The 12,663-nt window shown below is 43.2% G+C and carries 11 protein-coding genes; 3 read left to right on the forward strand and 8 right to left on the reverse strand.

Annotated features, from left to right (window positions below):
* Window positions 1–202: 202 nt before the first annotated feature.
* From JMY08_RS08225 to JMY08_RS08235, 3 genes are all read right to left on the reverse strand, one after another.
* Window positions 203–748 carry a porin family protein gene (locus JMY08_RS08225; RefSeq protein ID WP_201592802.1) on the reverse strand — a complete coding sequence of 182 codons (546 nt, stop codon included), beginning with the start codon at window positions 746–748 and terminating at the stop codon, window positions 203–205.
* A 208-nt stretch (window positions 749–956) separates the two neighbouring features.
* On the reverse strand, window positions 957–1,511 hold the full coding sequence (locus tag JMY08_RS08230; RefSeq protein WP_201592803.1) for a porin family protein: 555 nt from the start codon (window positions 1,509–1,511) through the stop codon (window positions 957–959).
* 110 nt (window positions 1,512–1,621) lie between these two features.
* Complete coding sequence (locus JMY08_RS08235; RefSeq protein ID WP_010197225.1) at window positions 1,622–2,167, reverse strand: porin family protein; 546 nt, start codon at window positions 2,165–2,167, stop codon at window positions 1,622–1,624.
* 288 nt (window positions 2,168–2,455) lie between these two features.
* Here JMY08_RS08235 and JMY08_RS08240 point away from each other — a divergent pair, with 288 nt between their 5' ends.
* Both JMY08_RS08240 and JMY08_RS08245 read left to right on the forward strand, forming a co-directional pair.
* Window positions 2,456–3,688 (forward strand): 8-amino-7-oxononanoate synthase, encoded by a 1,233-nt coding sequence (locus JMY08_RS08240; RefSeq protein WP_201592804.1) that lies wholly within the window; start codon window positions 2,456–2,458, stop codon window positions 3,686–3,688.
* Between the two features lie 176 nt (window positions 3,689–3,864).
* The gene (locus JMY08_RS08245) at window positions 3,865–4,674 is read left to right on the forward strand and encodes a methyltransferase domain-containing protein (protein WP_201592805.1); all 810 of its coding nucleotides are present in this window, start codon (window positions 3,865–3,867) and stop codon (window positions 4,672–4,674) included.
* Between the two features lie 255 nt (window positions 4,675–4,929).
* On the opposite strand, the gene dnaK is transcribed toward JMY08_RS08245, so the two are convergent.
* The gene (gene dnaK / locus JMY08_RS08250) at window positions 4,930–6,870 is read right to left on the reverse strand and encodes a molecular chaperone DnaK (protein ID WP_201592806.1); all 1,941 of its coding nucleotides are present in this window, start codon (window positions 6,868–6,870) and stop codon (window positions 4,930–4,932) included.
* A gap of 256 nt (window positions 6,871–7,126) precedes the next feature.
* Window positions 7,127–7,726, reverse strand: coding sequence for a nucleotide exchange factor GrpE (grpE, locus tag JMY08_RS08255; RefSeq protein WP_194620493.1), 600 nt, complete (start codon window positions 7,724–7,726; stop codon window positions 7,127–7,129).
* A gap of 709 nt (window positions 7,727–8,435) precedes the next feature.
* Between grpE and JMY08_RS08260 the strand changes: the two genes are divergently transcribed.
* Window positions 8,436–9,731 (forward strand): alpha/beta hydrolase, encoded by a 1,296-nt coding sequence (locus JMY08_RS08260; protein WP_201592807.1) that lies wholly within the window; start codon window positions 8,436–8,438, stop codon window positions 9,729–9,731.
* Here JMY08_RS08260 and JMY08_RS08265 read toward each other — a convergent pair.
* The 3 genes from JMY08_RS08265 to JMY08_RS08275 form a co-directional block, all read right to left on the reverse strand.
* On the reverse strand, window positions 9,696–10,823 hold the full coding sequence (locus tag JMY08_RS08265; protein WP_201592810.1) for a metallophosphoesterase: 1,128 nt from the start codon (window positions 10,821–10,823) through the stop codon (window positions 9,696–9,698). The genes JMY08_RS08260 and JMY08_RS08265 overlap by 36 nt on opposite strands.
* A 156-nt stretch (window positions 10,824–10,979) precedes the next feature.
* Entirely contained in the window at window positions 10,980–12,014 is a 1,035-nt protein-coding gene (locus JMY08_RS08270) for a metallophosphoesterase (protein ID WP_227679638.1), read from the reverse strand.
* A 187-nt stretch (window positions 12,015–12,201) separates the two neighbouring features.
* Complete coding sequence (locus JMY08_RS08275) at window positions 12,202–12,663, reverse strand: thiol-disulfide oxidoreductase DCC family protein (protein ID WP_201592813.1); 462 nt, start codon at window positions 12,661–12,663, stop codon at window positions 12,202–12,204.

Below are 12,663 nucleotides of genomic sequence, written 5' to 3' on the forward strand. Positions count from 1 at the left end.
ATTCTAGCTTTCAATGTAGCACATTTTTAGATTAATAATGTCTTAAAAATCATTAATATACTGCTGACTTTGCCGAGTGGAGGCAAAAGCCTAATGAGTATTTGTAAATGCCTCAACCAAAAAAAACGACCACATCCGTGATCGTTTTTTTATTTAACTGATTCAACTTTAAAAATATCAAAGTTAAAGTTATAAATTCATATTAGAACTTATAATGTGCACCAACAGTTAATAAGGTAGTGTCTTCAGCAACATAATCATATTCAGCTTCAATACTCATGTTAGGATTGACGTTATAACCTAAACCAATACCACCAGCGACACCGCTGTCACTATCACTATCGCTATCAGAATATCCTGAAGTACTAGCAGAAACATTAATCTCAGCTTTAGCAAAACCTAGTTTGCCTTTGGCGTATAGACCCGTATTAGGGAATTGATAACGGTAGGTACCATAGGCACCATAAGTTTTAAGGTCATACTCAGCTTTAATAGCACTAGTACCTGTCTCAATGTCAGTATCACTAGAGCCTACATACTCAACTTCAGCACCAAAGTTAGGATCAAAATTATAACCAGCATAAATACCATAAGCAGTGGGATCGTCTAAATCGTCAGTATCTACTAAAAATTTACCAGCCTTAATACCAACGTATGGCTGCCCAGCGTAGTTAACTGCTGCTTGCGCACTAATACTCATTAGAGAACCAACTGATAATGCGATCAAAGCTTTTTGTAAAGTATTCATCTGTCTTCCTATTAAATAAAACTAAAATGTAGCCTGAATGGACATAGCAGAGCACATAAGTTAGCTAAACTATTGTTGAATTCGAGATTCTAGCAGAAGATTATTTTTAATGCATTCTTTTTTAATGACTTTAACCGTAGCTTTTTTCGTACAAAAAAAACGACCGCCGAAGCGATCGTTTCTTATTCTATAATTAACTAGCAATCATTTAGAATTTTAGCTGTGCACCAACCGTCATAAGATCAGCATCGCTACCTAGCTTGTCATATTCAGCTTCGACGCTGAAATTAGGATTCACTGAATAACCAAGGCCTACACCACCAGCAAGACTCGTATCACTTTCTGAATAAGTCTCAGTTCTGACTTCAGTGTTGCCGATATTGCGGGTGAAGTCACCTTCTATCTCAGTTTTAGCGACCCCTAGTTTGCCTTTAGCGTATAAGCCAGTATTTGGGAACTGGTAACGGTAAGTACCGTATGCGCCATAGCTCTTAGCATCGATATCACCGCCTCGATAATCCGCATCGTCTGAGCCGACATATTCTGCTTCGACACCGAAGTTAGGATCGAAATTATAGCCACCGTATACACCATAAGCGGTTGGATCATCAGCGCCGTCTACGTCTACGTCAAACTGACCGACTTTAGCACCGATATACGGCTGTCCAGTATAACCGTTGCCATAAGAAACAGCGGCTTGTGCACCCATGCTTACTAAAGAACCAGCGGCTAGTGCAAGTAATGTTTTTTGTAGAATTTTCATTGTGTTCTCCTAATATCGTCTTTTTTTAATTGCTTTTATATGAATTATTGGGGTAAGAAACGACCAGTAGACTGACCATTTCTTGCTTTTATCATGAAGCTATCTGAGATTTAGAACTTAAGATGTGCACCAACGGTTAGCAACTTAGCATCGACATCACTGTCCATCATTGAGTATTCAGCCTCAACACCGAAGTCAGGGTTTACTGAATATCCAAGACCGACACCACCAGCGATACCTGTGTCACTAGTAGAGTTTGACACTCTAACTGGACCAACAGTATAGTCACCTTCTACTTCAGTTTTGGCGACACCAAGTTTGCCTTTAGCGTATAGTCCCGTGTTTGGGAAAGCATAACGGTAAGTACCGTAAGCGCCATAAGTCTTGGCATCGAGATCACCGTTTCTGTAATCAGCATCATCTGAACCGACATATTCTGCTTCAACACCGAAGTTAGGATCGAAGTTATAGCCACCGTATACACCATAGGCCGTTGGATCATCAGCATTATCGACGTCTAGATCGAATTGACCGACTTTAACACCAACGTATGGCTGACCGGTATAACCGTTACCATAAGAGACGGCTGCTTGTGCACTGACCGTTAGTAAAGAACCAGCTGCTAGTGCAAATAGAGTTTTTTGTAGAGTTTTCATTATTAGCTCCTTTAACTTATATGGGCAAGCAAGTTATTCTTAATGGCTTTCTAAGCCTCATCGCCCTGCTTGCTAACGATGAATATATAGTAACAAAGTATTTCATACAGTCTGTCTGTGTTTGATGGCATCAGAGTTAAGATTTGCAAGCGTTTGTCAGCCTATGGGTTACAAAGGTCGAGATATGAAATTTTTTGTTACAAGTAGCCGATTTGTGCAATACTTCCTACTTATCAGGCAGTCAATGAATGTTAAAAAGTCAAAAATAAGATAAAGGAAGACATCAATATGACAAGTTCTATCGTGGTGCAACTGCAAGAATCATTGACGCATATGAAGTCTCAGCAGCAATACCGCAGTTTACCAAGCTTAGAACATCAAGGACGTTATGTGGTGAGCCAAGGTAAGACACTGCTGAATATCGCCAGTAACGACTATTTAGGCTTGGGTAGCGATACGGAATTACAAGGCGAGTTTCTCAAGCAAATAGATCGGTTACCAGTGGCGCAACGACCAAAGATGAGTGCTACTTCCTCGCGGTTACTCACTGGCAACGATACCCAGTTGCAAGCTCTAGAGTCTGAGTTGCAAGAGTGGTATCAAACTGCCGTAGGTAAACAAGGCCTATCTACCTCAAAATCTGTGCTGGTATTAAACAGCGGCTATCATGCCAATCTTGGTATATTGCCAGCATTAACATCTTTGCCAGTTAAGACACTTATTTTAGCTGACAAGCTGGTACATGCCAGTATTATCGATGGGATGCGGCTGAGCCAAAGCAAACTGGTCACCTATCGTCGTTACCGTCACAATGATTACGAGCATTTAGCCAGATTTATTGAACAAGCAGATGAAACGGTTGAGCGCATTATTATTGTCACTGAGAGTGTTTTTAGTATGGATGGTGACCGTGCTGACTTGCTTCAATTGGTACAATTAAAAGCCAAAGATGCTCGCATTGAGCTATATGTTGACGAAGCTCATGCCATTGGTGTGTTAGGTGACACTGGCTTGGGGCTCGCGGAAGAAACACACACGTTAGCAGATATTGATTATTTGGTGGGGACGTTTGGTAAAGCGTTTGCGTCAGTTGGCGCTTATATCATGTGTGATGAGGTCGTTAAACAATGGCTGATCAATGCCATGCGTCCGCTGATTTTTAGTACTGCATTGCCACCGATCAATCACGCATGGACCCGATTTATTTTAGCAAAAATGCCAAACTTGACCCACCAACGCACACATTTGGCGCAGATCTCTATCAAGCTTAGTCGAGCCATCGACCAACAACATCGCGCATCGCCAACTGCTCAAAATATAAGCTATGATTCACCTATTATCCCCTATATATTGGGCGACAATGCGTGTGCGCTTGCTAAAGCAAAACAGTTACAAGCCGCAGGATTTTACGCGCTGCCCATCAGACCACCCACCGTTCCTGCGAACACCGCGCGTATTCGCTTGGTCATGAATGCCAAACTAACCAACGAAGACTGCGAACGGCTAATACAACAGTTATAATTCCACTATCTAGCAAGGACAATGGTCCTACTATAGTCGATTCAATTTAAAAGTAGTACAAGGCAACCGAACGTAGATGTATATTTAATACTTCAAGCGAGGTTAACGCAGTAATATTTTTATAGTGGAATGACTATATCGATTGATAATTGGCTCAATTGGATGTAATAAGATCTATGGAAATACTCGTTACACCTGATAGTTTTAGCGCTAGAAAACAAACCATCGCTCGCCATTTTGCCAGTGCCAGCGACTATGACCAGCATGCCAGTATTCAGCAGACAGTCTGTCAGTATTTACTAGAAAATATTGCTCATACCAAACAAAGCAGTGTATTAGAAGTCGGTGCGGGCACAGGTCAAATGACACGACTACTGGCTGAGCGTATACAAAGCCAGCATTGGCTGATCAATGAATTGTGCGCTGAACAAGCGGCTACCTTGCAATCAATTTTACCAACGGCTGACATCGCGATTGGCGATGCTGAAACCATGGACTTGGAAGGAATACACAGCTTGATAGTCAGTGCCAATGCAGTGCAGTGGTTTGATAATCCGTTGAGTTTTGTCACGCAATCAGCACACCGTCTACAGCCTGGAGGTCAACTACTCTTCAGCACCTTTACGCCCAATAATTTTTTGCAAATTAAAGCGCTAACTGGTCAAGGCCTTGATTACCCAGATATCACTGAGTGGCAGTCAGCATTAGTTGATGCTGATTTTGAGCATATCGAGCTTTCAATTGAGCGTTTCGACTTACCATTTATCAGCCCTTATGCTGTGTTGAAGCATATGAAACTGACGGGCGTCTCAACCAGTCAAACGCAAGTATCGTCAAGGAACACGCCACCTTTCAGATGGACGAAAACGCGTTTACAACAATTTGAGTCAGATTATTGGCAGCATTTTTCTGCACAAAACGAAGATGGCCAGTCTTGCGTTAATTTGACGTATGAAGTACTGACCGTGAGTGCGTTCAAACCCTAAATCAGCCCTATAGTCAAAATATCCTAAAAACGCGACGGTATTGCGGATATTTGAATGTTCAACAGACCCTACTAACAGAAATTATAGCCATAAAAAAACGCACCCCGAAGGATGCGTTTTTTAATTTAACTGCTTATCGATTTGTATCGATTCTACCATTTTCAAAAACTTGAGTAGCAAGGAAAACAAGCGTAAGTACTACATTGAGTAGACTAAGCGAGTTTGACGCAGCTAATCGCATTTTTGGATTTGGTGCTACTTCTTATCTTCGTCTACTTCAGTAAACTCAGCATCAACCACGTCGTCATCAGCTTGGTTGTCACCAGCAGCATCCGCACCTTCTTGGAATTGGCTTGGATCCATACCTTCAGCGCCAGCACCTGCATCAGCGTAGATTTTTTGGCTGATTGGTAAGAAAGCATTGTCTAATGCTTCAAGCTTGGCTTTGATGTCATCATGGTCATCTTCTTTAGCCGCTGTTTCAAGCTCAGTGATAGCCGTTTCTACTGTTGATTTTTCTTCATCAGTCACTTTATCTGCGGCTTCTTTCAGCGCTTTTTGTACGGCATGGATGCGACCATCTGCTTCGTTGCGTACTTGCGCTAGGTTAGCGAATTTCTCATCTTCAGCAGCATTGGCTTCTGCATCACGAACCATTTGTTCAACTTCTTCGTCCGACAAGCCAGAATCCGCTTTGATCTGGATACTTTGCGCTTTACCAGTACCTTTATCCGTTGCTGAGATGTTCATGATACCGTCAGCGTTGATGTCAAAAGACACTTCAATTTGTGGTAGACCACGTGGTGCTGGTGGAATGTCCGTCAAATCAAAACGACCAAGCTGTTTATTTTGGTTAGCGATTTTGCGCTCACCTTGATATACCTGAATCGTTACAGCTGGCTGGTTGTCTTCAGCGGTTGAGAATACCTGTGATTTCTTAGTAGGAATCATGGTGTTTTTCTCGATAACTGGCGTCATGACACCGCCCATCGTTTCGATACCAAGGGTCAATGGCGTCACATCCAGTAGCAATACGTCCGTTTTTTCACCCGACAATACCGCGCCTTGAATGGCTGCACCAGCTGCTACTGCTTCGTCAGGGTTCACATCTTTACGTGGCTCTTGACCGAAGAATTCTTGTACTTTTTGCTGTACCAGTGGCATACGAGTCTGACCACCAACTAGGATAACATCATCGATGTCGCCGATTTTTATGCCAGCATCTTCAAGGGCAATCTTACAAGGGCCCATGGTACGTTGTACTAGCGCTTCCGTTAAGCTCTCTAGTTTTGAGCGGCTGATAGTAACAACCAAATGCTTAGGACCATTGCTATCGGCAGTGATATACGGCAAGTTTACTTCGGTGCTTTGGGCACTTGATAATTCAATTTTCGCTTTTTCTGCCGCTTCTTTTAGACGCTGCATTGCCAATGAGTCACCTTTTAGGTTGACGTCTTGGTCTTTTTTGAACTCGTCTACTAAGAAGTCAATCAATGCTGAGTCAAAGTCTTCACCACCAAGGAATGTATCGCCATTGGTTGCTAGTACTTCGAACTGCTGCTCGCCATCAACGTCAGCGATTTCGATGATTGATACGTCAAAAGTACCACCACCCAAGTCATATACAGCAACAGTGCTATCGCCTTGCTTTTTGTCCATGCCATAGGCAAGTGCAGCAGCGGTTGGCTCGTTGATGATACGTTTTACATCAAGACCAGCGATTTTACCCGCATCTTTAGTGGCTTGACGCTGTGAGTCATTGAAGTAAGCAGGTACGGTTACAACTGCTTCAGTCACGCTTTCACCAAGATAATCTTCTGCTGTTTTTTTCATTTTTTTCAAGATTTCAGCAGAAACCTGTGGTGGTGCTAATTTTTTACCGTTGACTTCTACCCATGCATCGCCGTTATCTGCTTTAGCGATTTTGTAAGGCACCATGCCGATGTCTTTTTGCACGACTTTGTCATCAAAACGACGACCGATCAGACGCTTAATCGCAAACAAGGTGTTGTTTGGGTTCGTTACCGCTTGACGCTTGGCTGACTGACCAACCAAAATTTCGTCGTCTTTATAAGCGACGATCGATGGTGTGGTACGTGTACCTTCAGCATTTTCGATGACTTTAACTTTGTCACCTTCCATTACTGCTACACATGAGTTCGTTGTACCTAAATCAATACCAATTACTTTACCCATAATCAAATGCTCCTAATTTGTTTTAAATATAAATACTTATATGTTCAGACCATAGTTGGTCACTTGTTGCTATATATCGGTTTGCTTATTAATTTTTTCAAGTCAAAAGCCACGCAAAAACTGTCTTTTGTGTGACTTTTTGTGAAAACCCTTACTAATAATGAGGTTTAGCACAGTTAAAAACTGATTGTTCACTACTTATATAATAAACCGATGACTTAAAGCGTTACTGCTTCAGACGATATCGGCTCAAATATTATTGACCGACACGAACCATCGCTGGGCGCAACAGACGACCATTCAAGCTATAGCCTTTTTGTAGTACCGTACCGACGGTATCTGCTTCGGCGTCTGGATCAATGCCTACCGCTTCATGAAAGTCAGCGTTGAATTTCTCACCTTGAGGTTCAACAACTTCTACGCCATTTTTGGTTAGTAGTGCTAATAGCGCTTTGTGCGTTAATTGAACGCCTTCAGCGACTGGGTCATTGGCATCAGCGTTTTCCATGGCACGCTCTAAATTATCAACGATGTCCAATAGCTCTTTAGCAAATTTCTGTAGGGCGAATTTTTTGCTTTTATCCGCTTCTTGTTCCATACGTTTTTGCGCGTTATAAGCTTCAGCATTGGCACGTGCGGTGCCTTCTTTAGCTTGCTTCACTTCGCCTTCTAGCTCAGCGATACGGGCTTTAAAAGTGTCAAGATTGATGTCATTTTCGATCGTCATCTCTTCACCTGAGTTATTCTGTGGATCAAACTCTTTCAAGGTTTCTTCTAAAATGCTCTCATCATGGTCAATATTGTCATGTGACACATTTTGCTCAAGAGATTCTTGGGTCGTATTCTGCTCGCTCATGGTAGCTCCTTAGGATTATTAATATAAATATAATGGTTGGTTTTAAGGCACAACAAACCGACCAAGGGCTGATCATTGTGCTTTTATTAATGGCCTAACTGTTTTTGTTCATTCTTTTTTAAATGCGCTTCAATAGCTGCTTGATAAAGGTGATGACCATAAATTTCAAGCCTAGTATGAGGAATTTTTCGCTTTAGCCAGATAAATCATTGCAGAGCATAAGGATTATTGTCAATAACGCAATAAATGCTGCGATAAATAACGGGGAGACATGATTATATTTTTGTCATCGAGCCATGCTTAACTTTATGGTGACGAGCTTTTAAGATAGATTTGAATGTAGGGTCTGTTGAACATTCAAATGTGGTACTGGCAGTGGCTATTTTTTAGACAATACGCAGTGAAATTTTTGACGCCTAGTCACTCTAGGTTAGACAATTTCGCCATGTATTGGCAAAAAATAGTCCTGCCCCGAAAGGCTGATGCTAAAATCGCCCCAAACGTTGTTGCAAACCTAGCTAAGGTCTCGACATTATCGTCGGTTCACTCCTGATTTGATAAAAGTTTTGGTGCGATTTTAGCGATCAGCAGTCCTAATATTTGAATGTTCAACAGACCCTAGTATAAATCTTATGATTAGCTGCTATATTAATCGTTTACTTATAAAGCCGACTAATTTTGTTTAAACATCGATTACAAGAGAGGGTTTATGCCTATTTTACCAGTGCCATCGCTCAATGCTTTATTGACAAAAACGCTTAAGACCGTAAAAAAGACAGCCGCTAAAAATGTGCACCAGCATCATGTTTTGCACCATACGCTAAAAGGGTTGGATAATCTGCCAACGCCACTACTCGAACGAGTTAATCACCAATTAAAAGCGTCTACAGCGGAGCAATATCCCCTTGCTGACGCCCATCTGCGCCTGATACTTGCGGTCAGTAATAAGCTCAAGCGCCCGTTAGCACTGGATAAGCTACCCAACCTACGGCAGAAATTTGGTACAGATGCGGTGTCGTTGCAAGCACCTAGCGTTTGGCAACAAAATGCGGAGGCCTCAGGAAATTCAGAGAATGCCGTCAGCTGGCAAGATAAGACCATTGCCAATGCGGATGGTGGTGATATGACCGTGCGCTGCTACCAGCAGTCGAAGCAGAATAACGAGGGAAAAAGTACGGATGAAGTCGCCATGCTGTTTTTTCATGGCGGCGGGTTTTGTATTGGCGATATCGACACGCATCATGAGTTTTGTCATACGGTCTGTGCCCAAACTGGCTGGGCAGTCGTGAGTGTCGACTATCGCATGGCTCCTGAATATCCAGCGCCAACAGCTCTTAAAGATTGTCTAGCAGCGTATGCTTGGCTGGCTGAACATTCTCAGTCACTTGGTGCATTGCCATCGCGCATCGTATTGTCTGGGGATAGTGCAGGTGGTTGCTTGGCAGCACTGGTGGCGCAGCAGGTTATCAAGCCTATCGATGCACTATGGCAAGATAATAATCAAACTGCTGAGACTGATAAAAAAGCCAATGACACCTTTAAAAAATCACTGGCTGATTTGCCGCGACCTTTAGCACAATTGCCGCTATACCCTGTCACTGATTATGAGGCTGAATATCCGAGCTGGGAGCTTTATGGTGAAGGCTTGCTGCTCGATCACAACGATGCAAATGTCTTTAATACTGCCTACACTCAGCACAGTGGTTTAACGCAGTCCCATCCTCTTATATCAGTCATGCAGGGTGACAACTCACACCTGTGTCCAAGCTATGTCGTCGTTGCGGAATTAGATATCTTGCGAGATGAAGGACTGGCTTATGCCGAGCTTTTGCAAAAAGAAGGCGTTAAGGTAGAAACCTATACAGTACTAGGCGCACCGCATGGTTTTATTAACTTGATGAGTGTCCATCAGGGTCTTGGCAATCAGACAAGCTATATTATCAAGTCGTTTGCTTGTTTTGTGCAAAACCTACTGACCAGTGAGGGTGATGAGCCAAATCTCTGAGCGCGAGCCCAGTCGAAACGGAATGCCCCAAAAGCCGTAACCAGATGACACCACAAAGTGACTGTCATTGATGACCTCATAGCCATAGCCCAAGCGGTTGATGGCACTGACAATGAAGTTGGCGGGGAATATCTGACCGTTATGGGTATGCCCAGAGAGCTGCAAATCAATCGGCATTTGACTGTGCTCAGCAATATCACTTGGTCTGTGGTCTAACAATATCAGCGGCTCAGCGCTATTGACCTGCGCCAATAGATCAGTCGTCGGGACGCGCTGACGCTTATGATTGTCGAAGCGTCCCATCAGCCAAAGCGCTTGCCCTTGGTGCGTGAGGCGTATGACTTCGTCATTTAACAACTGCACGCCAGCAGCACGCAACGCTTGGACAATCGGCTGCTCGTGCCCGTATAAATCATGATTGCCTAAAGTCGCATAGACCCCATAAGGCAAGCTTTTGCATAACTCAGCCAAGTTTTCTGCCATTTTATATTTGGTAAATGCCTGTGTATTGTCATCCATGATATCGCCCGGCATCAGCAATATGTCTGCTTTATGCTGCACAATAAGACGATGCAGCCTATCTATTGCGCCAATCCCAAACAATCTCCCGATATGCAAATCGCTAGCGACCGCAATACGTAGCGGCTTGGCCAAAGGCTTATCAATATCAATAGATAACTCACGTACCACAGGCGCATAAGCACTGTATAGGGCATAAACAAACAACCCGATAAACACTGCCAATGCCAATATGCGCAACCCAAAATCGATGGTAGTCGGTGTAGCGAGTACATCACCTGTTAGCGATGTGGTTAACCAATATCCACCATAAAATAGGCTGGTAACTAAAGCCGTCAATAGCATAAAGTGCATGGCCAACATCCAACCACTGATCCAGCGATAGCTATTGGCAAATGCTCTATTGACACTGAGTAGCAGCAAACCGTTGGTAATAATGAATATGATAACCCATACCGAAGTTTGCAAACCTGCTGTCTGCCAAGGCTGTAACCACCATTGCACGCTTAGAGCTGCGCCGACACTAAAGAGCTGCAATAGCGCAAAAATGGTAATGAAAAATGCGTAGCGCATAAAGAATCCCTGAGTATGATGGCGTCAATGCAGTATGTTTTTAGCTAATTAGACAAGGAAAGTAGCTATTAGCCAGCCTAACAGCAAATAAAAGCCTCTGCCATTTAGATATGGTAGAGGCTTTATCATAGGGGTAACACTATTTATTTAAATGGCTCATACACCAGACTGCAACGTAATTATCCAAATCTCAGAACGCGTACCCAGTCTAAATGGTACGGGACCGATGCCATAACCAGAGGTCACCAAAAACTGCGTATCAGCTATTTTTTTGCTGCCATAGTTTAGCGGTGTCAACCAATCCATCAATATCGTTAACGGGAATATCTGCCCGCCATGGGTATGCCCAGACAGATGCAAATCGACTGGCAGGGCGCTGACCTCATCCATCGCGCTAGGACGATGTTCCAAAAATATCACCGGTTTGTCTGTCTCTACTTGCGTCAATAATTCCTCGGCTGACAGTCTGGTACGATCAATATCATCTGAGCGCCCCACCAGCCATACCGAGTCATTTAATAGTACACTCTCATTATCAAGCGCTTTGATGCCAGCCTCTTCCACCGCCTGTGTGATCTGCTGGTCATAACCGAAATAATCGTGATTGCCCAAAGTCGCGTAGACGCCAAGCGGTGCCTTTAGCTTTGATAGCTGCTCATGCATATTCGTATTATCGTAAGCAATGGTATTATCATTCATAATATCACCAGCGATAACCACGACATCGGGATGTTGCGCATCGATAAAGTTTACCATTTTCTTTATCTGTCGATTGCCAAACCATCTACCCAGATGCGTATCAGAGACAAGCGCGATATCAATTGGTTTAGCCAGCGGCTTATCAATCGTAACTATCAAACGATGTACAACGGGCGAGTAAGCATTAAATACCGCTAAGCTAACAATGGCGACATAAGTCGTGACGGCAAAGGCGCGCAAGAGTATTGGACGAGATTTTCGTTTAAAGAGTCGATAAATGAGTAGCGCCACCGTAGCGGTTATCACACCAGCATAAAGCATAAACCCCTGCAAAATACTAACGACCAGATAGACATGAAAGCGCTCACCCCAAAACTCAGTCAAACCATAAATGAGAGCCACATTATTAACAGTAAAGACAGCAGCTATCAGCGCGATTTTAGCAGACGTAGTTTTTGGCTTTACAGACCAGCAGAGAAGAACGCTGGTCATAACAGCTAGCAACTGAGTGAAAATGATAAAGAACCACATAGTAAGATCTGATCAGATAGAGATAACGCTATCTTACGTGAAAAATTTGATGCTCTGGATATAGCCTCCTTTTTTCCACGAAAACTTCATATGCTTTACGTCTAGAGTGCTGTTGCTACAAAACTAAATGGTTGCCAGTAAAAATACTTTAACGTTTATCTGGGGCTATTTTACAAACGCCGTTTTCACAAGCCTGCATCAGCGCTTTGCCATAGAGCAACTTGGTCACCCAATTCGGGATTCGATAGCGATTGCGAGCGACATACGGATAAGTAAAGTTGCCCAGTTGTTTGACCACTGGCAAAAACAACAACGGTGACCATTTAACACCGCCCGTCCTGTAGAGCAGTCGTACGGCATCCATGTGTGTGTACCAATTGCCGTAGCTGTCTTTCATGCACATATACGTCATCGCATCCTCACGGCTGAATCCTGCGACTGCCAACTCATCAAGCCCTTCTTCCACAGGAACTAAGCGTATCTTCTCTGGTTGACGTTTTTTCATATTATGCGCCTCGGTGCTGCATATCACGCACGCATCATCGTAGTACATGGTAATGGATAAATTCGCTTGCTCTCTATAACTGTTGATATGGTTTTGGATAATCAT

It is taken from the genome of Psychrobacter sp. Pi2-51 (assembly GCF_904846665.1).
Classification (GTDB): Bacteria; Pseudomonadota; Gammaproteobacteria; order Pseudomonadales; family Moraxellaceae; genus Psychrobacter; species Psychrobacter glaciei.